Source organism: Fibrobacter sp. UWB4, assembly GCF_002210345.1.
Lineage (GTDB): Bacteria > Fibrobacterota > Fibrobacteria > Fibrobacterales > Fibrobacteraceae > Fibrobacter.
The window spans coordinates 72,382-97,482 of record NZ_MWQI01000006.1; the positions used below are offsets into that span (position 1 = coordinate 72,382).

Genomic DNA, 25,101 nt, shown 5'->3' on the forward strand with positions numbered 1-25,101 from the left:
AACTAATACCCAAATTCACTAATTAATTTGCTATTTTTTGATTACTATGAAAAATATTCTTGTCGTTTGCACTGGGAACATCTGCCGTAGCCCTACAGGGGAATACCTTTTGAAAAAGGAACTTGGACCGGGCTTTAACGTGATGAGTGCTGGGCTTGGAGCGTTGGTTGATAATCCGGCTCACGAAATATCGCAGAAGATTGCTTTGCAGCATGGCATTGATATGAGCGCCCATAAAGCGCGCCAAATCAATTTGGATATTCTCAAGTGGGCTGATTTGATTTTGGTGATGGAAAACGGACATAAAAGGGAACTTTTGCATAAATATCCGTGGCTTGAAGGTAAGGTTTTCCGTTATGGTGAATCCCACCAGGTCGATATTCCGGACCCGTATCGAAGACCTGAAAACGCGTTTGTTCTCGCATGGAATTTCATTTCCAAGCTGACACCGTATTGGGTTGAAAAGATTAGACAAAGTGAAGCTAATAAATAATTTAAAAAAGGTAATGTATGAATAAAATAGGTATAGCTCTTTGTGGTGTTGCTGCCGCTGTTCTGAATGGCTGCTTTGCGGCCCCTCAGATGCGGATGGACATCCCTACAGATTCCACAACCTATAATGGAATTACTTTCAAGTTGCATTCCATTGAAAAGGGCGATATGGGTGAACCGGTGGTTGCCGCTGTTAATCCATCCGAAGGCAAGTTGGAAGATTTGATGGTAGATACGCTCCCTGACTTGGAGTACAGGATTGGACCTCTGGACATGGTGCAGGTCGTTGTGTGGGAACATCCAGAACTGACCTCTCCGATGGGACAGTACCAGCCGGCCGGCCAGAAGGTGACGACTGATGGTAAGCTTTTCTATCCGTATGCCGGCGAACTTCAGGTGGCGGGTCTTACCGCTCAGGAACTCCGTCTTGAAATCACCAGACGCCTTTCCGATAAGATCCTTAATGATCCGCAGGTGGATGTCCGTGTGACGGGTTACCACAGCCGCAAGGCCTTTGTTACAGGTGCTGTGAATAAGCCTGGCTTTGTAAACTTTGATGAAAACCCGATGACGCTTCCGGATGCGCTTGCCGCTGTTGGGGGCTTTGAGGAATCGGCCGATCCTACGTTTGTGCAGCTCCGCCGTGGCGACAAGGTCTATAATATCGATTACATTCGCGCCTTCAAGGACAATATTGCTATAGAACGAATCCTTGTAAAGCCGGGTGACCAGGTTTTTGTTCCGCTGAAGTCTGATACGGAAAGAGATAGAAAGGTCTATGTCCTCGGTGAAGTTGCAAGAAGCGGCATTGTTCGAATGGATAACTACTTGAGCTTGGCTGAAGCCTTGGCTGCTTCTGGCGGTGTGAATGCTATAAATGCTTCTTCAAAGGACATTTATGTTATTAGAAATTCTTCGCCGGAAAAGATTGACATTTATCAGCTGGATGCAAAGAATGCTATGGCGCTTGCGATGGCTGACCGCTTTGAATTGAACCCGCGCGATATCGTGTATGTCGATGCTTCTGGCCTTGCTACATGGAATCGCTTTATCGGTCTGATCTTGCCGACGCTTAATGCTACTATTTCTACGTTTAATAATACTTCGAATGCTATTCAGCATGTGCAATACATTCATAACGAAGGCTGGAAGTAATCCGTAGTAAGGTAAAACTATATGATTAACTTGATTTTGTGTGGTGGTAGCGGAACGCGCCTTTGGCCGATTAGCCGCTCTCTTATGCCGAAGCAGTTCGCACGCCTTTTTGACGGTGCTTCCCTGTTCCAGCGCACGGTAAAGACGAATTCTCGTATTTGCAGTGCTCAGTACATTGTAAGCAATGCGGAACAGTATTTTTTGGCCAAGGACCAGCTCGAAGAAGTGGGCGCCAATGATGTCCGCTTCCTCCTGGAACCGGTGGGCCGCAATACGGCTCCGGCAATTGCGCTTGCTTGCCTTGGCCTTGATCCGGAAGATGTCGTTCTTGTGTCTCCGTCGGATCATGTGATCCGCAAGGCCGAAGCTTACGAAGAATGCTTGCGCAAGGCTGAAGAATTTGCAAAGAAAGGTTTCATGGTCACGTTCGGCATCACGCCGACGGGTCCGGAAACGGGTTACGGCTACATTGAAGCAAACGGTGACGATGTCAAGCGCTTTGTCGAAAAGCCGGACCTGGAAACCGCAAAGAAGTATGTCGCTTCTGGAAGGTTCTTCTGGAACAGCGGTATCTTCTGCTTCAAGGCTTCGACTTTCCTCGATGAACTTTCGACGTACTCGCCGGATATCTTGACGGCTGCAAAGATTGCCTTTGCGAACGCCAAGAAAGAAAACAAGGATGCTCTTGTCCGTGTCGATCACGAAGACATGATGAACATCCCTTCGAATTCGATTGACTACGCCGTGATGGAAAAGTCTGCCAAGGTGAAGGTCGTGCCGAGCGATATCGGCTGGTCTGACCTCGGCGCTTTCGATTCTCTTTACGGTGAATTCGACCATGACGAAAATGGCAACAACGTGAACGCAAAGCACTTGGCCATTGGTTCCAAGAATTCGCTCGTACTCGGCGGCCAGCGCCAGATTTGCACGATTGATTTGGACAACATGCTCATTGTTGATACGCCGGATGCTCTCTTGGTTGCACCTCTTGCGAGCAGCCAGAAGGTCAAGAAGGTCGTCGACGAGCTCAAGGCTCGCGGCTCCGACTTGCCGAAGGTCCCGCAGACGGTTAACCGCCCGTGGGGCACGTACTCCGTGCTTGAATCGACTGATCGCTACAAGATGAAGCGCATTGTTGTTCGCCCGGGCGAACGCCTCTCGTTGCAGAAGCATTTGCACCGTTCGGAACACTGGGTTGTTGTGAGCGGTACGGCAACATGCACCGTTGGCGACAAGGTGTTCTACGTGCGTCCGAACGAATCGACCTACATTCCGTCTGGAACGATTCACCGCTTGCAGAACGAAGGCAAGCTCCCGCTCGTGATCGTTGAAGTACAGGTCGGCGAATACACCGGCGAAGACGACATCATCCGTGTGCAGGACGACTACAAGCGCTCGTAAGAGAGTAGACAGTAGGAAGTAGACAGTAAGAAGTCTTAAAAGTGGCGGGCCTCGGCCCGCTATTTTTGTACCCAACGAAAAAAAAGCGAACCTCAACGGTTCGCTTTTTAATGCTCAAAGCGAGCTTTAGCGAGCGACCTCATGCCTCGGAGGCACGAAGTGCCGCGCCCATAGCTATTAGAACTGGCTCAGGAATCTCTGATCGTTAGCGGTCAAAAGTCCAATTTCCGGAATCTCGTGACGGAGCATGGCGATACGGTCAAGGCCGAAACCGAATGCAAAGCCAGTGAACTTTTCGGAATCAATGCCACAGTTCTTGAACACGTTCGGGTCCACAGAGCCGCAACCACCGATTTCCATCCAGCCCGTGCCCTTGCAACGACGGCAGCCCTTGCCACCGCAGAACACGCAGCTTACGTCCATTTCTGCGGACGGTTCCGTGAACGGGAAGAAGCTCGGACGGAAGCGAGTCTTGACGCCTGCGCCAAAGAGTTTGTTCATGAACACCTGGAGCACACCCTTGAGGTCGGCGAAGCTGATGTTTTCGTCAACGACAAGTCCTTCGCACTGCTGGAACATCGGAGCGTGGGTCGCATCGTTATCGACGCGGAACACGTGGCCCGGAGCGATCATGCGGAAAGGCGGCTTGTGCGTTTCCATGTAGTGAATCTGGGTGCCCGACGTGTGCGTACGGAGCATGACCTTGTTGTCCACGTAGAACGTGTCCTGCATGTCGCGGCTCGGATGGTCAGGCGGAGTGTTGAGAGCTTCAAAGTTGTACCAATCCGTTTCGATGTCGCGGCCGAAGTCCACATCAAAACCCATCTGCGCAAAGAAGTCGATGATTTCTTCGCGGACGTCGTACAGCGGATGCGTAGAACCGGCAGCAATACCTGCGCCCGGGAGCGTGATATCGACAGCGCCACTGGCGAGCTTCTTCTGGAGAGCTGCTTCGTTTGCGGTTTCGATAGCCTTGTCGATTGCTTCGGAAACGGCAACCTTCAGTTCGTTCACGAGCTTGCCGTATGCGGGGCGTTCTTCGGCGCTGAGCGAACCCATCTGCTTCATGAGGTCGGTGACGGCGCCCTTCTTGCCGAGGTACTTTACGCGGAGATTGTTGACCGCTTCTTGATTGGTGAGGTCCGTTTGTGCAAGTTCTGCATCAAAGGCCTGCTTGACATTGTTAATAGCTTCACTCATAGTACGGCAAAATTTAGAAAAATAGCGGCCTCATTGCACGAGTAGATGCAAAAAAACTCCCCGGTAGGGGAGCTTGCTAAAAAGAGAAGGTTCTATTCCACTCTACATTTTATCATGCTTTCATTGCAGGACGTGTAAAGGACGCGTTCACAGGGATTTTCACCTGCAAGGCAAAGACCCAGAGTGGCATCGTCGCATGTTCCGTTGCTGCACGTTGACGCGTTCGAGTTTGAACCAATGCCGTTGCCCCTTATCGTGATGTGGGCCTTTCTGTCGTCGCTTCGGCAATAGACATTTCGATTTTGCCACCCGTCAACTTTGATGAATACGGAATCGTTGCATGCGACATCGACGGTATTCCAGTCGCCCCATTCATTGTGGCCTCCGAGCTGCTTGATGGTATAGCCAGCCGTTGTAACTTCCGTAAAGCATTCGTAATTGATCTCTCCGGCATTGACGTATATGGAATATGTATTGGTGCCTGGATTGTCGGATACATAGATATCTTCTGATATGACACCTGTGTTGGACTTGCTTCCTCCGGCGATTCGTTGACCGTTCATACGAATTTGGATATCATAGCAGTTAACTCCCATGTATGTCCCGCTAATATTGACTTTGGATCCTGCAAGAACCTTGTTTTTACTGGTCTTGCAGTTAAATAAAGTGCTGTCGATGACATTTAACTTTGCTGAACATATTCTTTTCCCGCTTTTGGTGAAAAGCGTATAGGTGCCCGCTAAATTAGAGGTCTTGGATACAGGGATGATTTGCTCGGCATTCCTGTCGATCCATATATCTTCTGTCTTGAAGTTTGTTGATTGCAAGTAGACGTACATGCCGGATTCCATTCCGCTTGTAAAGTTTGCAATAAAGTTGGCGGAGGTTTCATTGGGTGTGAGATCCTTTTCGAAACTGCATGTGGCCTTGATTTCAGCAGGGGCGCTAGAACTACTTTCTATCGGTACTGTCGTGGAACTGCTTACGGTCGTAGAGCTGCTAGATAATCCAGGACGTGTGACCGTGATGGACATCGGTCCGCAGGTGGTGACATTTTTTCCATTTAGAATAAGCTGTACTGTATAGATGCCCGAGGCGAGGTCTGCTGTGGGCGGCAGCTCGTGATCGTATTTGCTTCCATGGCCCTTGTGAACATGAGTTTCCTTGACCACTTCACTGATGTTGTCGAGAAGGACTGCCTGCATTTCCCATTCTGTTTCTGCGGTTGCGGTCAAGTCTGCGGAAACCTTAGTTCCCGTTACCTTGCAATTCGAAACCTGGATGTTGTTTGATATGGTTGCTGTACCGCAATTTTTCTGGTTCCCGGAAACGGATATCTTGTATGTGTATTCTCCTGTTGAAAGAGCCGGAGACCATTCTTGCATTGCGCCGGTTCCATTCCCGGTAGCGGATGCTCTAGTGATTCCTTCGGAGTCTTCTGCTGTGAGTATATATTCGCAGCTTGAATTTGGACATCCTGTAAATCCGTATGTTAAAGTGACTTTGTCTGTCCCGCTCGTCGTTTCAGTCTTTTCGACACTGCATGTGATGTCGATGGGCGAAATTGTTACGGGTTCCGTTGTGCAACTGACATATCCGCTATCAATGCTTTTGGCCCTGATTTCAAAAATGCGGGTTATTGCTGTCTCGCTCTTGTTGACTTGGTCGTAAAGCCCTTCTTCGTTGAAGGTGAATACGCCGTTTTCGGGGCAGGAAAGCTCGGTCATTTCTTCAATGGCTCCTCCAGATTCTTTTACAGAACAGCCATTGATGGCCGCACCTTCCAGATTGGTGATGGTTGATGTCAGTCTCCAGGAAATTCCGTTGTATGTCGCCTTGCAGTTGCTGATGTTGAGAGCGTAAGGGCAAGATGATAAAACGGAATTCACGTGGTAAGATGAATAGGTGCTTTTAAGGGTTATCGTCTGGACAAATTCTGGGTTGAACGAATCCAGGTTCGACAAGTCGTTGACGTCAAAAGAATGTGTTCCGTTAGTTGTAATTTCTTTTGGAATGCTGAGGTTCCCGTTTTTGTCTTTTAAGTACAGTACGATTTTGTCGCCTTCTGCTTCTACGAAATCCGAAATCTCAATCAGCAAGATGGAACCACGTAGATTGACGATGCCTCCGTTTGCATCAACAGGTATTTCGAGTTCATCTTCTGAATAGCCGTATATTGGAGTGTCTGAATTGTAGATCTGTGCGTTTTGGGAGCAGCGTTCGATTTCACCGACCCAGAATGATCCGCAGCTTGTCCAGGTCCCTTCGAGGCTGGACTGGTCGGAACATTCTGAAATCTTGACTTTGGCATCGTTAATGGTTGTTGTTCCGTACGGTGTTGTATAAGATGTTCCGTGAACATCCTCTTCGGAGAAGTTGTATATAGATCCGCTAAGCTCTTTCCCAAAGAAGACTCCGTTTGCATCATGTTCGTTCCACCATGTTAAAAACCAGTTCCTGTTGAACTTGTTCCCTTCGCAGCCGGATGTTGCGTTGCCGGTCGCGTTGTCGCAGCCATTGTAGTAATAGGTTATTTTGCAGCCGTGGTCTTCAAACCAGCTCGAAAGCCCGACCCACGGAGAAACATTTTTGTTCTTGGGAACGCGCCCGCCAAGGTAGTTTGCCTTGAACGAACAGTTGATTGTTGGGTTTTCAAAACAGTCGTCTGCAAAGAAGTAACTGCTCCAGCCGATATCGTAGATTTTGAAAGATGGGTCCGAAATGCTGAAACCGACATAGCGGCTGTGTTCATCGCGAGAACCCAGGAACGTTGAAATGTCCAGTTCGGCTGTGGCTGTGGAATTTTCGACGGTTGCCGTTATGGACAGCTTGTTTTCTATGGAAAGCTCAATCCATAATTTAATCATGTCCTCGGACCTTATCGAAAGCTTCTGTGAAGAAGATTTTTTCAAGACTGCGCTTGTGCAGTTGGTGCTCGTGACTGTATTTGATTGACTCGTTCCTTTGCAGACTCGCGCTGTCAGGGCTTTGCTGTTGCTTGCGTCGCCAAAAATATTCAGGATGGTGTAAGAACTTGCTGAAGCGTCCGAGCTGAATATAAAGCCGGAACTCCATTTTTTGTTTGCGTTTTCAAGAATCGTTGTCTGCATCAGGGAACTCATGGTTCCGTGGATGCCCGCTTCTCTTGTGTTCAAGACGATTGTTGGATTGTCGTTTTGTAAGCCGTTGCTGAGTGTTATGGACCCATATTGAATTAATGGCGGAATACTTGCGCTATTTCCGTTGTTGGGGTACATGAGCTGCCAATCAGCATTGACGCCGGAGACGCTACAAGAATGGAGTTTCCCGCCTTCGCAGGAATTGATGCACTTTGTGGCGTTCCCGGAACAGAATGCCGTTAACGTTGTAAAGTCTTCGTAGAAACAATGCTTGTCCTTGTCGTTAAATACGGCGGTGATGGTATTGTTCGACGTTATTGGGCTAAGCGTATATTCATGGCCTGTTATGGATTTCGATGCCGTTGCGCAGTTTTCTCCGTCGCATTCCCAACGCGAGAATTTGTCGGATCCCTGTTCTATATATTTTGTCTTGATTTTCCAGCCGGCATAAACACTACAGACGATGTTGTCGTCGCTGTTCTTTTGACAGTAGCTTGAACTTGTAACGTCCGTGTAGTTGTCGTCATCATCGGCAAGCCAGATGGATACGCCGGAACCGCTAATTTCTGTGCCCTTTGTCTTTACGGTTAATGTATACCGCTTTCTTTTTAAAGAGGCGTAGAGCTTGTATTCTCCGTTTTGCTCGGCCTGCTGTATGGAATTGTTTTCTGTCGGCAGCAGAAGTTCGCAGTAGCTAGGGACATTGTTCATGTCCTTCAAGTGGATGGCCGTGTTTGTTGCGACGCTCCATTTGTTGTTTTCTGTTGTGACTTTTACGTTTGTTCCTACTGCGCGAACCCATTCTCCAGAGACGAGGTCGTCACAGTCGAGGTTGTTTGCCTTTTGGTCGTATCCTTGTTCTGAACAGATTTGGCTGTTCTCGCTCTTGCTGCAATATTGGCCTATGCTGCCACGTTCTACCGTAACATAGCCTGTCATGGTGACGCTTGTTGAAGAGAATTGCTTGATAATGCAACCGCTCATCGGGGACCTGAGGTAAATCTTGACGCTGCCTTGCTCTGCTGTTGCGGTCGTGGAGACCGTAAACAATTCAATTGTAGGTTGGTTGGGCGTGAAGGTCAGCGTGTAAACATCTTCAATGTCGGAAGTTTCTCGCTTGACTAAAGAAGTTCCTGTGATTGGTGTGACATGCCACCCGCTGGGTCGGGCTGATACGGCAACGTCGATTGTTGCGGGGCTTGGGTGCGAAGACGTTTCAACAGATGCCGAAACGGTTAAGTTGCTGCTTGTGGTGATGTCTATGTATTCTTCCGGGAATCTAATGGCAGGGGAAGAACCTGTCTCGCCAGTGACGACAACATAGAAAGGAAGGTCGCCCGTTTCGCCTTGGTGCTTGCAATTGTAGACATCGTCTGCAAGCATGTTGCCGTTTTGGTACAGCAGTCCATAAGTATTTAACGATGGATCGCAAGTGATTTTAGAGGGGTCCTTTTGTTCGTGTGCGCCATTTAGGTTGACAATGTCGTAGTAGTCTATGAGTTTCCCGTCGGGATTTTTAGTCAGGTAAATAACACGGGGGAGTATTACCGCTGAAGGAGATATCGGTTGTGCGGCTGCATTTCCGGACGTCTCGATTTTTTCACGGCTGGCATATTGGGATTCCAGAGAGATGATGAGCTGCGGTGATGTGGCTACGTAATAGGAATCGTATTGTACGGATGTTCCTGAAATGACTGTTCCGCCTTCCTCTTCGTCTGTACCTTCGGAGAGCTTTGTGTATTCCGGGTTTTCTTTAATGATGCCTGCGTTTGCAAGTGACTTTAAAACGCTTCCGTCAAATTCAAGATTGTTGCCGCCCTGGTATTTTTTGAGCTTTTTCCCGTCGGCCATGATAACGCTACCCTTGAAGTGGATGCCGTTAATTTCGTTTATATCTTCTTTGGAATAGACGAGATAGTTGTAGGTGGCTCCCTGGCGCCCTTTTAGCTGGCCTGAGGCCCCTTTTTCAAGATAAAGAAATACGATGCTTCCGTTAGATGTCGGTGGCAAATTTACGTTTCCAAGGGATGTGGTGACGTCAAAGACGAATTTACCTACAAGCTCTTTATTGACCGATTTGTCTTCTTGATACTGCCATTCGATAATCAGGTATTCGTCGTTGTAGAGCTTGTTTTCCTTTTTGGCATTGACGTAGCACATGTTGAGTCTATCGATAAAGCTGTCGTCGATATAAAATTTTTTATTGAGTCCGCAGAATGTATTTGCTTTCGCGGCTTTCCATGCGGATTCATTCTTTAAAAGAATGGGTTCTGGGATTCTATGCGTTGTCGGCGAAATCATCTGGCCGTGTTTATTCATTTTATTGATGTGTTCCCAATAATTCCCGCTGACATTTTTGAGGACGTTGTCTGTTGCGCTCCATTCCTGGATTCGTTCATTGGAAACTTCACTTGCGTTAAATGAGAAAATACGCGCTTGTCTACAGTTGTCTTCGTCATCGTTCTTGCAACGGTCCCTGTTGGCAAATGGGCGGGTCCATCCGTCCATATAGGCTCCGTAACTATAGCTGCTGTTTGTTTGCGTTTCGATTTCGAATTGATCGTTGTTGTAACGGTAGACTTTGCCGCCTACGGTAAAGACGCGTTTCCCGTTGTAGTCGCCGCAGTTGTTGTCGCCCGTATTGCAATAGGTTTTGATCTTGTATGGCATGTACAAATTTGCGCCGATCGCAAAATTTGTGTTGTTGTTTACATATCGTGTCAGTTCAAGCTGCTCGTTTCCGCCGTCAGGGGATGTATACTGATTGGTGAACACCCAGTTCAAGCCGACGTTGATGTCGTAGTCGTTCTCCCTGACAATTCTACCGCCGATAGTCAAGTTCCTGCTTACAAAAATTTTGCATAGTTGACTGATGTTGCCTTTTACATAAAGGTCTCCGTAAACCCTGATGGGTTGACCGTGTGGGCATGTGACATTCCCGCCAATGTAAATGATGGAAGTGTCGATGCCTGTTGTGCCGTAGATGAGTTCACCATCGCTGTTTAGGTTTCCGCCGAGATAAAAATCTCCATAATGGTGGACTGTTCCGCCGTAATTTGCGTTGCCTGTGACAATCATGTCGCCTTTGACAACAGGGTTGTTGCTGTATGCCCAGTCGCCGTTGATGTTGCCTGAACCAATGGTGTCGTTACCGGTGATGCCTTTGCTTGCGCCGTGGAAAGCCTTGTTGAATGTGAAACGCTCGCTGTTCTGGGGAATTTTTATACGGTAAAGCCCGTCCACTTTGAGAATGGCGACTTCAGTGTGTTCTGTTCCGTTGCGGGAGGTTCCCTTTGAAACGAGCTTGAGCTTGTATGTGTTTTTCTCGGTGTTGACGCCGGCAAGCCAGACGTCGTAACTTTGGCCCGCGCGGTCTAATTGCGGCAATACGGAGTTTAAATGGATCGGCCGCTTGTTGTTTTCGAGATATTGCTTGATGACTCCGCCGACATCGTTTGCATGGTTGGTCATCCAGGCGCGAGTGTTTTCGATGCCTGCTATAGCGCTTTGGTAAGCTTCTTGCCGTAACATTCTCGTTGCGCTAGAGCGGTTCTCTGATGTGAGCCATTTAAATGTCGCTGTTGCTGCGATTGTTGCAACAAGCATGAACAGAAGGACTGTTATTAAGGAAACACCTTTCTTGGACATAAACATAATTCCTCCTTAATCCTTTGTGCCATTGCTTGGAATGGGGATTATGAGCGAAAGAACGCTGGATTCGCCACGGACGCCCATGGTTAGCTCTAAACGTAATGCCTTGACGTTCTTCTTTTCGATGGGTGCTATTTCTGCACCGCTAAATGTGTAATTTGCGGATTCGACTTTTTTAAGTACAACTTCGCTAAGCGTTATTTTTCCGCTCCCGACTACGGGAGAGTAGCTTGCGAAAGTAAATGACATGCAGACGTTTTCGATTTTATGCATTGTTCTGAACCTGAACTTGCGCGCGCCTTCGGATGCTCCTGCATGTGTGGGCGGGTAGAACATGAAGTCGTTGATCTCGTTTGGACGCGCCCCGTCGTTTGTGTAGCGGAACCCGACTCCCATGTAGTCGCGACCTGGGCAGAATAGGCGGCTTGCGTCGCTGGAGTACGGCATTGAAAATGAAATTTCGTATTCCGTATTGGTTTCAAGAGTAATTTTCGCGCATCGCTCTTGCCAGTTGCCCGAAAGGTCGGTGGCCTGCGCAAGGAAAACCTGATTTGAGTTTCTTCCGTCGAGGACCGGTTCCTGATTGTCGAAATTGTAGTTCGATGCAAATCCGGATAAGACGACGCTTAAATCGCCATTGGGCGGTTCGACTTTTGTGAATGCCAGGTTGTCGTCGCCATAACGGGGGACCAGTCTGAATTTGTGGACGCTCGTGTCTGTGGATGGCAAAATGTGCGAAGTGCTTTCTGTCGCTCCTGGTTCGGCAGCTGTAATATTGAACCTTTGGACGCCTTCAGCCATCTCGACGACGTTTGCGCTGCTGCTTGGGCATTGGTCTATATCCTCTGCTCCAGAAACGGTTTTGCATCCTCTCTTTAGGACGCTCCCATCGACATACCAGAAGATTGAATCGACGGCAACGTAGTGCCCGTCTTGATCGTAACGGATGCGTTTGTATATCAGCGTGTCTAGGTTGCCGTTGTTCCCGATGCGGTAAGACGAAGAGTCTTTTTGGGCATTGTCGGCGTTGTCGGGGTCAATAAACACATCGTGGATGTGGTCTGTGCTAAAGTTGTCCATTGAAGCGCCTGCGGCGGCGGCCTCTTGTGAACTTTTCGCTCCGAGTTGCGTAATGTCCTCTTTGAGTATGGAACTTACGTTGCCAGCGTTTTGGTTGGCCTGTAGCATGCTCTGGGTGCGGACGCGCATCTTGGTGCTGTCGCTGAACGCCTGGCCTGCGATGAGAACGATTCCTCCGAGGAGAGCGATGTAGACCATCAGCTCGATGAGCGTAAAACCTGATGACGCTTGGCTAAAATTCTTCATTCTCTTCCCTCGTAATCGTTTTAAGTCAATAGAAGTAAAAATATGTAATTATGATTACATTTTCTAAAATTAAAAATAAGTTTTATGTATGTAAAAGTGATAAAAATTTCTTTTTTATTGTCTGATTTTGCGGTAAAATTGATGAAAATCAATGCTTTCTGGAATCTTTGAAGATTTCTGTCAAAAAAATTCCACATTTATGTTTTTTTACATATATCCACCGCGTGTGGCCTTTTCATGTTTTTTTGAATTTATCTTTCTCCATATATATAAATGAGTTGTCTTATTCCCTGTGTGGAATAGAGTTGGAATGAGTATGATGTTTTGTTCTGTGGGTGATTTGTGCCCGAAATGTCGCCGTAAGGCGGGCTTTACCTTAGTGGAATTGCTTGTCTATATGGCGATTCTTGGTGTTGTTGTCCTCGTTGCAGGGCAAGCTCTTACGGATAGTACAAGAGTTCGTGTTCGCACTCAAAACATGCTTGCTTCTTCGCAAAATGCAGAAAACGCGGCCAGTCTCCTGAAAGAAGATATCGCCCAGATGGGGGCGAAGGAATACGAAACAGATAAGTACTCTGGTTCATTTAATGTTGTCCGTGGTGTATTCATGGATCCTGACAATGCGGATGTCGATCAGGTGGATAAGTCTTCCTATTCGTTGCATCAGGGAAGTGGCGAATTTGACAGCCTGTACTTTAGGCGTATCCGCTATGATGATGATGGCAAGTATGTGGCTCTTGAAGCAGTCTCGTGGTATGTGCGCGATGGAGTCCTTTATCGCAGCTGTAAGCGTCTTGAAAGTGCGTCCGGGGCGGCTGCGGATGAATCCTGTCCTGACGACGGAGATCTGGAAGTCGCTATCGCAAAGGATATGGCGCGTTTCAAGGTTGTCCCGGCGAAGCCCAAATTGCTGAATTCCAGCACGGGCAAAGTCCTTTTCCCGCCTTCTGAAACGTCTTCGGATTTTCGTTTGCTTTCCCGTTACGATGGCAGCAAAATCCTCCGCTTGAACCTTGCTCCAGAGGAGGGCGGCAGCATTGTCAAGATTTCAGGTTTCACTTCGAATTTCGATGATGAAAACGATTCTTACTCGACTGAAAATAAGATGAACCAGGTCTATGCCGCAGAGGCAAATTCTAGTGCCGGAAACTGGTCTAGCCTGTGTTCTGAAATGACGTTTGCTCCAGGAATAGAATATGAAATTTCCTTTAAGCAGCCGCTTATGACGGGGACCGATTATTCGCAGTCTTTTATTCCGGGTAAAGATCATTTGTCTGTTGGTTTGCGTACAAAATCAGGTGAAAAAATAGCGGGCATTGATGATTTCCTGTTCTTGCCGCCGAACGATGAAAACTCTGCCGCCATTATTCGCAATTTCCGATTTTCTGTAAACAATGAAATCAAGGCGTGTCTTGCTTTTACATTTGTCTTCTTCTCGCCGCTTGCAGAAAAAGGAACTTTGAATATTGCAAACTTGACGGTGAAAAAAATACAGGATGTGAATTACGAGTTTGATCCAAGTTATGTTCCTGATGTCTTGGACAAGAAAAATATTCGTGCGTTCTTTGTGGATCTGAGAATAAATAAGCACGGCGAACAAGGTGGATCAAAATACGTTTTTGCAACGCCGAGTAATGGTGCGGCAGCAGAGTAGTAGGGGTGTGTTTATGCAGAAAAATTTTAAGCAGGGTGTATCCCTTATAACGGTGCTCTTGTTCATGCTCGTGGCAACGATTGCTGCTACGGCGACTTTTAAGTGGTTGAATTCTGAAGGCCGTTCGAGTGCTGCGCGCCTGATGCGTAGTGAAGCGCGTCAAGCGGCTTTGGCGGGCATTACATCTGCACGTACGTGGATGACGTACCACGGAAATGAAACGGGGGCAATTATCCGGCAGTTCAGAGGAAACGGGCACAAGCCGGTTCATTTGAACAATGTACTTGGCAATAGTATTGATAGCGATAATCAAAAATTTGATGTCTGGCTTGTCGGCGCTGAATCGAACTCGTCTCCATACACGGTGAAAATCCTTTCGACAGGTGAATCCCGTAATGGTACCAAGCACAGCGAAGTTGCGATTATGAAAATTTCAGGGCTTTACCAGGTGAAAGTTCCCGAGAAAAAAATAAGCATCTCGTTTGATAGGGCCTTCTTTGGTAAAACCAAAGGTATTACTGGCGATGACGCGATGGAATCCGCCATTGTCAATGGTGATTTTGGCGAAGACAACAACGTTCCGTCGATTTCAAAACCCCTTTTGGTGACGGGCGATTTTTCGTTCCAAGGTTCTGCAAATATGGGCGGTGACTTGTATGTTGGCGGCAATTTCAGGAACAGGGGCAGTATTTATTTTGGAAATGTCGATATGGACAGGAACTCCAATAACTATGCAAACTGCAAGGATCCTAATGCCAATGATGATACTCTTATTGTTTATATTGGCGGCTCGGTTGGTACCTGCGAAGGCGGCATTATTGCTGTTTGCGGAGACCTTTATGTAGGTGGAAGTGTCCCGCCGAATTGCGATGTCAAGGTTGCTGGTAATTTTACAGTCAATGGACACATGGAACGCGGTACTGATGATAACTCAAAGGGTGTTGGCGTTAAGAAGAACATGGTCTTTACGGATAGGGCCAGCTGGACAAAGAACGAGATGAATTATTTCAGCAGTACCGGCGGCGGTACCGTTTCTTCGTTCAAGGTGGGAAATAATCTTGTCTTGCCTCCGACAATGAATGGCAAAATGGATTTGCAGAACAACTATTCGTTTGGCTTGTCTGGAAAAGTGATGAGCTATACCACAGCCAATACGATTTTGCTGAATCAGAATCAGGGATTTGGATATGGACAGAAGCCATATGGCGTATTTGTCGAGGGTACGACGGCTTTGGAGGCTATGGGGCCAAGACCTCAAGATAAACGATATTTCTCTTTTAGTGCGACGAAAGGCATAGAAAACCGTAGGGTGTCCAAGTGGAGTGAATCAGACCCGCTGTTAAAAGCGATTGGCGATGAATACTGGTCTCGCCTCAAAAAGATGTACACTTATCAGGGACTTATTGGCCCTGATGGTGAAGTTCCGGTGCCTATTTTGCTGAATAACGAAGATTTGTGGACTACGAAAACCATGAATAAGTTCTGTGAAATCGATACCGTGTTCAATATGGACGATAACCATATTCAGAAGATCAATGAATGCTATGCGAAGGCGGGCGAAAATGAATTGTACAATGGTTTCTTGATCCTGGAATGGAATGAAATTGAAAAGGTGGACCCGACTAAGGCCCTGGATGGCAAATTTGTCTTGTATGCGCGTTCGAAACTGGGTGACGGCCACATGGTCATGATGCCTGCAACGACTGAAAATTCCGTGGTCCTGCTATTTCTTGAATCGGGTGCCGGGTTGCTAAAGGGCGATGGCAATGTGATGAATTATTTCATCTATTCCAGAGGCGATATTGATGAAGTCCAGAAGATGAATGTCGAAGGTTGCGTCATTATGGACAATGGCTCGACGCTTTTGAAATATCAAGGCCACAACAACTTCAAGTACAAGGCAGAAGTTGTCGAAGCCGTGCAATCAGCCGGGTTCATTATTGGAAACGAGGAATTTGAAAAGCTGGCCAATAAGACTAGTGGCGCTACGACGACATCGGGAAGCTCTGAATTGAGCGATACGGTTTATGTCGCCGTCTCGTCCCAATTGAAAATTACGATAGAATCCGAATATAAAAATGAAGAATCTTATGGCGGCAATACAGAAAATGTGAAACCTTCGATTCTCATAATGCCACGAATTATCTATCTGCCAAGAGATGCTAAAGGCAGTCTTTCGGATTATTACAATGTCGTGAATTTGAATGGCGCGAATGAACAAAAGAATCCGAACAACGTGTCCTGTAGCCCAACGGGGCTTCCCGCTGTTGAGAAGTTTAAGCTGTATGGTACGACTCTCCCGCAGGACGTCTTTAGCTGTAATTACACAAGCAATAACTATGAGAAAATGGGATTTTATGTTGTCGTTAGCGGTTCTGCTGGCGATGTCCCGGAAATTTCATTTGATAGGACTTCTGCTGAAATTACTAAGGGACATTCGGTCCTTGTGAATTTGCGATCCACAAAATCAAAGCCTGCGACGGTTGATATCTACCAGTCCCGTGAACCGGAAGGCTGGACCGTTACTGGGGCGACTCCCAAGAAGGAAAATGCGGATGGCTCTAAGCTATATACAATGCCTGTCTCCGGTAACATGACTGCATTCGAAGTGAAAATGGATGAAACCGCATCGGAGATGGGTTCTATAGAATTTCAGCTGGTGGAACCTTGTGAAAACTGTACGATTGCACCGGCAGGCCCGACAACAATGAGCGTTGTTGCTGAAGGTTCGTTTACGGTGGAACGTCGAGAAGTTGGAACGTATTGTAGCTTGCCGGAACATAAGGATGAGGATGCTTGCAAGCCGGGTGGTGAATTGCATAATAAGATCCAAGCTCCAGATTGCGGAAGCCTTGTTAAGGACGGAGTTACGTGGGTAACCGCAGAAGGTGTTGGCTGCAATACTGATGAGCTGAACAGAAAATGGTTCTGTAGTATTTATATTACGACGCCGGTTACATTGAAAAAGTCTGATAGTTTCGATGATACTTATTGTGAAGTCATCATGCCGCCGAACAATAAGATCATTTCTGCAAAGAATGATAAGGAATACCTTTACGCATCGATAAAGCGTAAACAGTATAATCTGCATATCGAGTTTAACGGTGCCGAAAATTCTGGTAATTATGTTGATGTATCTTCTAAGACTGGCTTAAATGGGGAAGCCCGTAAAATTTATACATGCCGAAAAGGTGAAATTTGCGATTATCCGATTTATGCCGGCAACTATTATGAATTGAAGGTTGGTGATGATGCCGGGTCGGACCATTTTACGCATTTCTCGTCTGAACCGAGCAATGTCGCCAATGAAGGCCGTAGGCTTACAATTTATGCGTCGGATAGCTATTCTATCGTTGCCAATTATAACGACCACGATACTCATTGTTTCTACGAAGATTTCGCACCAGATGAAAATAATAATGGATTTACAGCGTTCTGCGATAAGAGCGACGATTTTCCGCGCTGTATCGATGTGTGCTTTTCTAATCCAAATCCAGGACAGTCCTGCAAGATTTCAGAGGCTAAGCACTGGGCTGGACTCGAAGATGGCGCAAATCCCGACTGGGTGATGGTCTATGACAATAGGCAGGCGACATCTTCATGCCGTTGGGACTATTCATCGTGCAACTGCTCTACTGAAAATTATAAGGCTTGCCGTCTCCAGTGCAGAAAACGTGTTTGCACCACGGTTAAGTCTGGCGATCTTTTGGAACCTTCTATTTCGAACAACTACATTGCCGCTAATGCGGCCTCGGACGCTTCTGCGGAAGAGCCGAATGGCTCACAGAGTGTCATTCTCAATACGAAAGAAAATGGCAGCAATGGTACGCTCACTTCCATTTTCTCTACAGCGATTATCGATGTCAATACGGTTACGAACGACTTTTCCAATTCAGGCTTTATCTTTAGATCGAACGATGATGGCTCGGAATATTATTCCCTGAGCGTCTATGGCAAGCATGCGGGTGGTGCTTTCTCTCCGTATGTCTATGCAAAACTCTGCTATGTCAAGGGACAGACTGCCTCTGATGACGATGGCGCTTGTGTCGAAAGGTTTCTTTCTACGAGCGAATGGAATGTCTCGGAAACGGGCGGATTTACCAATTTGACAAAGATCGCCCTTGTCCTTAAAATCCAGAGTAATGTTGTTACTGCTGATTTGCAGCTCGATGGTAATTCTATTACAAAATCTTCAACTGAGTTTATGTTTGATCTTGGCGAATTGTTTGGTTCGACGCTTTTGCTGAACGATGCCTTCCATGAACATTCTGGATTTAAGCTTTCGAATAAGGACTTTAAACTGTACGATATTTCCTGGTCGAATTCGGCTTATGGCGATAATGCCTGCTGGGATCATCCTAAGTTGGTCTGCTCATTTAAAACGAACTACCTGGGTGGCGTTGTCCCTCAGAATGAATATGTAACACCCTGGGTGGGCGTTAGCTCGTACACGATGAACAGCTATAAGAAATGCCAAATAAAGTATTATTACAATGGCTGTGACAATACGACGATGATCCGGCTAGTTCCGATGATGCCGAACTTTAATATGGGCTTGCTCTATCAGCGTTACCAGTGCTTTATGGGAAATGGCTTAGGCTATTATTGGGAAAAAGGCTCGGAAATTGAAGGCTCCAGCTATCGTTTTGCTACAGAAGGCAAACATGGCTATTATTATCAAGATATCGAATCGAAATTAGGCGGCTTTGCGATGGATGCGAAAGTCTCTCTGGAATGTCCTCCTAGTGTCAAGACAGAAGTGCCGTCATCGTTACTTGCTGTTCAGTCTTGTGGTGAATTCTATGTTGGCGATATTATGATGTGCTCCAAGAATATTGATTTCTTGAATAGCACAGAAAATGTCGTCTGCACGGATTCCTGTAGTTTTGCCGTTTCAAATGAAGATGGCGTGAATGTCCGTAAATCGAAACTTTTGGTAGGACTGAACAATCCCAACAATTTCAATATGCGCATTTCGTTTACGGATAAGAAAGGAATCCTTTCCTCGTTCTATACAACTTCAATGGATGGAAATCTATCTATTGATGTGAACGGTATATCGAATGAAGATGGCTTTGATCCGCAGCATGTGATGCGTGTAAACATAAAGGTGATTGATGGTGGCTTTGTTGAATTGAACCAGCTGAAAACGAGCTGCCCTAACGCGCTTAGCATAAATTCTTGCAAGGTGCAGTATAATGGTACGTATTGGGATATTTCTGCAGATGTGAATAACGCGGATTACTGTACGGTTGAAAAGCCTGTAATATCAAACGCTGAATTTGTGGGGGGCAAGGAACCGACGGGCTGCCAAAAGACTTTCCGCTTAAAAGAAGAAGATCTGTATTCAAAAGATGACTTTGAACAAACTTATGAGTTTACGATTAAAGCTTCTAAAGGTACGGGGACGGACCAGGAAAACGAGGAGTTTACATGCGATCCGTATAAACTGATTCCTCTTGAAATCGCCTGCAATATTGATGAAACGAAAAATACTGTCAAGCGTGGCGCTGGTGTCCCGCCTTTGAATATATCGTTTACGAACTGCCCCGAAGGTGGTTGCTCTTATTCGATTAGCTTTGAAGGTGAAAATGTCGCCAGCGGTAATACCAAAAAGAAGGGGTCTTCTGATGAAACCTACACGTTCAATGATCTGAATACACCGTCAAAAATGCTCCGCGCTGGTGAATACTACTTTACGGTTTCTTCGGGTGGAAAAGAAAATTCGGATTGTAGTTTTGTTGTCGAAGACGTTCAAGGAAAGGCTGAAGCTTCGAACTGTGTCATTGATGAAGATACGAAGGTGTTTACGGCAAAGGTGAATCTCCTTGAAGGCGAAAGCTGGTCCGGTCAGATTTATGTTACGGATCAGTTGGGTTTCCCGATTGGTGGCGCACAGCAAGTCTATGAAAACGAGACGGTTTCGGAAATCAGCGTAGATTTGTCCTCGGTGCCATTCTCCAAGGGAATCAATACAATTAAGTTTATTGTGAATGGCGACCTGAATGGAAGTCATGGGTGTGAAGCCCGCTATACGCCACCTGAGGAAAAGGATGATTTGGAACTGGAATGCCCTTCCCTCATTTCTGTTGACGGCTATAGTGAAACTTTTGAAATGACCCCTTCCAAGGTTGTAGGCTGCGATGATGGAAAGTGTTTCTGGAGTGTTTCTGGAGATGCTTTGATTTCCCCATCAAGTGGCTATACATCTGGCCCTGTTACGGTTACGGAATCTTACGTGAGCAGCAGTAAGGAATATACGTTTACGTTGGGACACGAAGATCTTGAAAGCCGCAGCTGCCGCGTTGTTGTAGAAAGAACTTCGGATTTTGAACTGGATTGCAATATTGCAACGCAAACGGATGTGGAGCCTGGAGAGACGATTAACGTTCAGCCTTATTCCGTAACAGGCTGCAATTCGAATTGCTCGTACCGTATAGAAATGCAGAATTCTTCTGGCTCTGATGATTACATCAGCGTGGTTGGAGGTTCTGGATCCAATTACAATGGCGAACGGATTTCCTTTAAGGGGGCAAATTCGGGTGGAACGAAGAGGTATCGATTGACGGTTACCGACGCGATGAATTCCTCGAAATCCTGCCTGTTCGATATTGTTTATGCGAATTCCGGATGTCGTTCGACTGGTGATGACTATTTGATTTCGTATGATAAAAAAGATGTATCGTTGAACAAGACTTTTGTCGCTGGCTGCCATGATGTCAAAATTGGCAAACTTTGTAAGAATGCCAAAATTGAGAAAGAAGCATGCCGTTGTGAAGATGGTATGCCTCATAAATTCAAGGTCAACGGGCGTGAAATTGAATGTGGAATTTACTTTGATAACACGATTCCGAATCAGCTGACCTTGAATATGGAAATTCCGGAAAATTGCTCGGTATATGGCGATATAAAACTGTACGACTGTGAGTATGATCCGGATTATGTTGGAGTTGGTACAAAGTTGACGTATGAATTTGTTCCTTTTGGACCGGGGGCAAATGAAGTCTATACGGCGGCATTCAGCGCTGGCCATAAATTGTATTGCAATGTGGATCAGACGGAACCTTATGATCGCGTTGTCGGATCTATTGGCGATTGCGAGATTAGAATTCCTGCGTACAACACTCGAAATTACGGTAGTGCTTGCGAACTTCTGGGTGATATGGATTATATCCTGAATATCAGTGAGGATGCTCCCAGCGATTTGACGTGCAAATTGGATTGGTAAATAAGCGAATAGAACAATGCAAAAAAAGGAACCCTCGCGGGTTCCTTTTTGTAATTCCTGAAAGGGATAATTACTTGATGATGAGCATGGAATCGTCCCAAGCCTCGTGCTTTTCGAGGCCGAGGAGGTTCGCCGTCGTTGCTGCGATGTTCGACAGACCCCAGTCGCCTTCCTTGAGGCCGAGCTTGCCGCCAGTGACGTTATCGTAAAGGATGCACGGCACCTTGTTGAGCGTGTGGCTCGTCTTGGCCTTGAAGGAACCGTCCTTGTTGACCTTCGGCATGCCGGTCTTCTTGTCGATTTCGTACATTTCGTCGGCGTTACCGTGGTCAGCCGTGATGATGGCAACACCACCGAGGGCGTCGATCACCGGGAGGAGTCGTGCGAGGCCGATGTCCACAGCTTCGATAGCCATCGTAGCAGCGCGGAAGGAACCGGTGTGGCCCACCATGTCGCCGTTCGGGAAGTTGCAGCGGAGCGTCTGGTACTTCCCGCTCTTCAAGGCTTCGATCATGGCGTCGGTGATTTCGGCAGCCTTCATCCACGGGCGCTGTTCGAACGGAACAACGTCAGATTCGATTTCGAGGTAGGTTTCGCCGTCGAACTTGCTGGAACGGTTACCATTCCAGAAGTAAGTGACGTGGCCGTACTTCTGCGTTTCGGAGCAAGCGAACTGCTTGACGCCCGTTTCAGCGAGCCATTCGCCGCTGGTTTCCTTGATGGCCGGAGGCGGCACGAGGAAGCGGTTCGGGAGCTTGAGGTCGCCGTCGTACTGGAGCATGCCAGCGTAGCAGACGTGCGGGAAGCGCTTGCGGTCAAATTCATTGAAGGATTCTTCTTCGAAGGCGCGAGTGATTTCGATGGCGCGGTCGCCACGGAAGTTGAAGAACACCACGGAGTCGCCATCGTTGATGGTGCCGACCGGAGCGCCGTCCTTTGCAATCACGAACGGCGGGAGGTCCTGGTCAATAGCCTTGGTTTCGCCACGAAGGGTTTCGATAGCCTGCGTAGCGTTGTCGAAGTAGCGGCCTTCGCCGAGCACGTGGGTCTTCCAGCCGAGTTCCACCATCTTCCAGTTAGCGTTGTAACGGTCCATGGTGATCTGCATACGTCCACCGCCAGAAGCGATGCAAACGTCGAATTCCGGAGAGCGGAGTTCGTCGAGGAACTTTTCAAATGGGCCGACGTAATCGAGAGCGGAGGTTTCCGGAACGTCACGACCGTCGAGGAGGATGTGAACGCGAACCTTTTTGACGCCTTCCTTCTTGGCCTGAGCAACCATGGCCTTGAGGTGAGCGATGTTGGAGTGGACGTTACCATCGCTGAAGAGGCCGATGAAGTGGAGAACGGTGTTCTTTTCACGAACGTTGCCGGAAATTTCCTTCCAGGCATCGCGGCCGAAGATGTCGCCGCTGTTGATGGCGTCTGCAACGAGAGCTGCACCCTGGTTGTAAACCTGGCCAGCACCGATGGCGTTGTGGCCGACTTCGGAGTTACCCATGTCTTCGTTGGTCGGCATGCCCACGGCGCGGCCGTGAGCCTTCAGGAGGACGTTCGGGTACATCTTGAAGAGGTTGTCGAGAGTCGGGGTGCGGGCTGCCTTGATGGCGTTGCCTTCGACCTTATCGGTGATACCAAAACCGTCCATCACGATCGTGACAACGGGTCCCTTGATGCCAGGGAAATTGGAAAGCTTCTTGAGCATGTTGTGTCTCCTTGTACACGGCCCTGCATTTGGCCTCTGAAATTAATTCCGAGCACAAATTTAGAAAACACCGGAACCTATTGGTTCCGAGTTTTCCAAAGACACAATGATATGGCGCGCTACTTTTTCTTGCCCTGGTTTGCGACGGCTTCCATCTTGGCTTTGAGAGCTTCCTGGTCACCCAGGTAGTAGTGCTTTACCGGGTTCAAGTTGTCGTCAAACTCGTAAACAAGCGGGGTCGCTGTCGGAATGTTCAGGCCGAGAACTTCTTCCTTGCTCATCTTGTCGAGGTACATCACCAGTGCGCGTAGGGAATTGCCGTGTGCCGCGATCACAATGCGCTTGCCGGCCTTCATTTGAGGCTTGATTTCTTCAAGGTAGTAAGGGATCACGCGGGCAATTGTCGTTTCGAGGCTTTCGTTCTGTGGGAGGAACGATTCATCGACATCGCGGTACATGGCCTGCTTCTTTGCGCTGCGTTCGTCATCATCGGCAAGCACGGGCGGCTTGATGTCAAATGAGCGGCGCCAGATTTTCACTTGATCCTCTCCGAACTTTTCGGCGGCTTCGGACTTGTTCTTGCCCTGCAAGTCCCCGTAGTGGCGTTCGTTCAGTTTCCAGCTCTTTACGACTGGGAGCCAGGCGCGGTCCATTTCATCAAGCATGTGGTTCAGCGTGTGGATGGCGCGTTTCAGGTAAGAGGTGTAGCAGAGGTCGAAATCGTAACCTTCAGCCTTCAAGAGTTGGCCTGCGGCAGCCGCTTCTTCGTGACCCTTTTCGCTGAGGTCTACGTCCATCCATCCCGTAAAGAGGTTCTTCTTGTTCCATTCGCTTTCGCCGTGGCGTACAAGCACGAGTTTAATCATGAGGATTCTCCTATTCTATTTAATCATCACGATTTAATTATAGAAAATAATTTGGTAAAAATTAGAAAGGTCTAATAAAATTAGATTTACATAATAAAGTTAGACAAATCTAATTCAAATTTTATACCATGTTATTCAAAATAAGATGGTGCGAAATAGCTAAATACAAAAAAGACCTCCACGGGGGAGGTCCTTTTAAAGCATTTCCGTGTTTAGACGGCTATTACTTTTTGTAGAAATGCAAGGTCAATTCTACGTCGCCGTTTCCGTCAGGAGTGGTGTTCTTCAGGATCACGAACGCATAGAATCCTACGCCGGTACTCGGCTGGTAGTTCGGAGCGATTGCGACGAAGAATACGTCACCGGCCTTGGTTATGTCCGTAATTGTGGGCTGAAGAGCGCTTTCCTGATAGAGGAAGTCGTCTGTAGTCGGCTGGGCATGATCGTCTTCTGGAAGCCATTCACGGCCCCAGTCGTCAGACTTCGGTTCGCGGGACAAGTTGTCGTAAATTGCAAATTTGATATCCGTTGCGCTGCTGACATTGACTTTACCCTTGCTGTCAACGCGAGTAAAGCAGATATCGCCAGTTTCGGTCTGTGTAATTTCGCCAGTAGCCATATTAATGCACTTGCCATAAGCCGTACTGAACAAGATGGTCATGGTGTCGAGCGGATTTGTCGGAGCAGCTTCGCTTGAAGAAGAGCTTTCCGGAATCTGGCACTTGGCATCTGGACGCGTGAACGGAATGGAATCGAGCGACTTGGAATCGAGATATCCGTCAGTAGCTTCTGCGTAAATCATGAGCTTAAACTGGCCGCACGTGGAATAGCCTGGATCGTCAAGGTTTGTCTGGAGGGCGTATGCGCCAAGATCGACTGTTGTGCGACCGAGCGCATCAACGTCGAGCACATTGCCAATGGAATTGCCTTGTTCATCTCTGAACTCTGCAGAACCCATCATGGCTCCCGTAGCCACGTTGACGACATTTACCGTAACCTTTGTGAAATGGGCTGCGTCCATGTCTTCTACGGAGGATGAGTCGTTTAATTCAAGCCTTAAAACACCGTCGAACTTGACGTAGTTTAGGGATTGTGATGTGATTTCGAGATTTGTAAATAAAATAGCGGTATTTTCGGTGGTGTCTGGTGGTACCCATGCGCTAGAAGATGAACTCTGCGGGCCTGGCGGCTGAATCGGGCCACCTTCGCCACTTTCACCACAAGCAACGAATCCCAATGTGCCTAACGCAATAACCGATGAAAAAAGAAGAGGTGTTGTAAATTTAGAACTCATTGTAATACCC

11 protein-coding genes are annotated in these 25,101 nt (G+C 47.4%); 5 read left to right on the forward strand and 6 right to left on the reverse strand.

From position 1 onward, the window contains the following. Positions 1-46 precede the first annotated feature (46 nt). Genes B7990_RS10260 through B7990_RS10270 form a run of 3 tightly spaced genes read left to right on the forward strand, consistent with a single transcriptional unit; the run spans position 47 to position 3,048 of the window. The gene (locus B7990_RS10260) at positions 47-493 is read left to right on the forward strand and encodes a low molecular weight protein-tyrosine-phosphatase (RefSeq protein WP_088640865.1); all 447 of its coding nucleotides are present in this window, start codon (positions 47-49) and stop codon (positions 491-493) included. Between the two features lie 17 nt (positions 494-510). Then, positions 511-1,647, forward strand: coding sequence for a polysaccharide biosynthesis/export family protein (locus B7990_RS10265; RefSeq protein WP_088640866.1), 1,137 nt, complete (start codon positions 511-513; stop codon positions 1,645-1,647). 21 nt (positions 1,648-1,668) lie between these two features. Then, positions 1,669-3,048: a mannose-1-phosphate guanylyltransferase/mannose-6-phosphate isomerase gene (locus B7990_RS10270; RefSeq protein ID WP_088640867.1), complete on the forward strand. Its 1,380-nt coding sequence runs from the start codon at positions 1,669-1,671 to the stop codon at positions 3,046-3,048. Positions 3,049-3,225: 177 nt separating this feature from the next. Here the strand turns inward: B7990_RS10270 and pheS are convergent, their stop codons facing one another. The 3 genes from pheS to B7990_RS10285 form a co-directional block, all read right to left on the reverse strand. Then, entirely contained in the window at positions 3,226-4,248 is a 1,023-nt protein-coding gene (pheS, locus tag B7990_RS10275) for a phenylalanine--tRNA ligase subunit alpha (RefSeq protein ID WP_072827927.1), read from the reverse strand. A gap of 92 nt (positions 4,249-4,340) precedes the next feature. Then, positions 4,341-11,015: a pilus assembly PilX N-terminal domain-containing protein gene (locus B7990_RS10280; protein ID WP_141099257.1), complete on the reverse strand. Its 6,675-nt coding sequence runs from the start codon at positions 11,013-11,015 to the stop codon at positions 4,341-4,343. Between the two features lie 15 nt (positions 11,016-11,030). Next, the gene (locus B7990_RS10285) at positions 11,031-12,344 is read right to left on the reverse strand and encodes a prepilin-type N-terminal cleavage/methylation domain-containing protein (RefSeq protein ID WP_088640869.1); all 1,314 of its coding nucleotides are present in this window, start codon (positions 12,342-12,344) and stop codon (positions 11,031-11,033) included. 316 nt (positions 12,345-12,660) lie between these two features. On the opposite strand from B7990_RS10285, the gene B7990_RS10290 reads away from it, so the two are divergent. Both B7990_RS10290 and B7990_RS10295 read left to right on the forward strand, forming a co-directional pair. Then, entirely contained in the window at positions 12,661-13,998 is a 1,338-nt protein-coding gene (locus tag B7990_RS10290) for a type II secretion system protein J (protein ID WP_176407273.1), read from the forward strand. 13 nt (positions 13,999-14,011) lie between these two features. Beyond that, positions 14,012-21,226 carry a hypothetical protein gene (locus B7990_RS10295; protein ID WP_088640871.1) on the forward strand — a complete coding sequence of 2,405 codons (7,215 nt, stop codon included), beginning with the start codon at positions 14,012-14,014 and terminating at the stop codon, positions 21,224-21,226. Positions 21,227-21,296: 70 nt separating this feature from the next. Here B7990_RS10295 and gpmI read toward each other — a convergent pair whose 3' ends face one another. From gpmI to B7990_RS10310, 3 genes are all read right to left on the reverse strand, one after another. After that, positions 21,297-22,931 carry a 2,3-bisphosphoglycerate-independent phosphoglycerate mutase gene (gpmI, locus tag B7990_RS10300; protein ID WP_073443165.1) on the reverse strand — a complete coding sequence of 545 codons (1,635 nt, stop codon included), beginning with the start codon at positions 22,929-22,931 and terminating at the stop codon, positions 21,297-21,299. A 119-nt stretch (positions 22,932-23,050) separates the two neighbouring features. Next, positions 23,051-23,794: a 2,3-diphosphoglycerate-dependent phosphoglycerate mutase gene (gpmA, locus tag B7990_RS10305; protein ID WP_173353400.1), complete on the reverse strand. Its 744-nt coding sequence runs from the start codon at positions 23,792-23,794 to the stop codon at positions 23,051-23,053. 226 nt (positions 23,795-24,020) lie between these two features. Next, positions 24,021-25,091 carry a hypothetical protein gene (locus B7990_RS10310; protein WP_141099258.1) on the reverse strand — a complete coding sequence of 357 codons (1,071 nt, stop codon included), beginning with the start codon at positions 25,089-25,091 and terminating at the stop codon, positions 24,021-24,023. Positions 25,092-25,101: the final 10 nt, after the last annotated feature.

What these genes read in the sequence shown, in the direction of transcription:
- B7990_RS10260 (WP_088640865.1), top strand. Translation starts at nt 47, where the DNA reads ATGAAAAATATTCTTGTCGTTTGCACTGGGAACATCTGCCGTAGCCCT.
- B7990_RS10265 (WP_088640866.1), top strand. Translation starts at nt 511, where the DNA reads ATGAATAAAATAGGTATAGCTCTTTGTGGTGTTGCTGCCGCTGTTCTG.
- B7990_RS10270 (WP_088640867.1), top strand. Translation starts at nt 1,669, where the DNA reads ATGATTAACTTGATTTTGTGTGGTGGTAGCGGAACGCGCCTTTGGCCG.
- pheS (WP_072827927.1), bottom strand. Translation starts at nt 4,248, where the DNA reads ATGAGTGAAGCTATTAACAATGTCAAGCAGGCCTTTGATGCAGAACTT.
- B7990_RS10280 (WP_141099257.1), bottom strand. Translation starts at nt 11,015, where the DNA reads ATGTCCAAGAAAGGTGTTTCCTTAATAACAGTCCTTCTGTTCATGCTT.
- B7990_RS10285 (WP_088640869.1), bottom strand. Translation starts at nt 12,344, where the DNA reads ATGAAGAATTTTAGCCAAGCGTCATCAGGTTTTACGCTCATCGAGCTG.
- B7990_RS10290 (WP_176407273.1), top strand. Translation starts at nt 12,661, where the DNA reads ATGATGTTTTGTTCTGTGGGTGATTTGTGCCCGAAATGTCGCCGTAAG.
- B7990_RS10295 (WP_088640871.1), top strand. Translation starts at nt 14,012, where the DNA reads ATGCAGAAAAATTTTAAGCAGGGTGTATCCCTTATAACGGTGCTCTTG.
- gpmI (WP_073443165.1), bottom strand. Translation starts at nt 22,931, where the DNA reads ATGCTCAAGAAGCTTTCCAATTTCCCTGGCATCAAGGGACCCGTTGTC.
- B7990_RS10310 (WP_141099258.1), bottom strand. Translation starts at nt 25,091, where the DNA reads ATGAGTTCTAAATTTACAACACCTCTTCTTTTTTCATCGGTTATTGCG.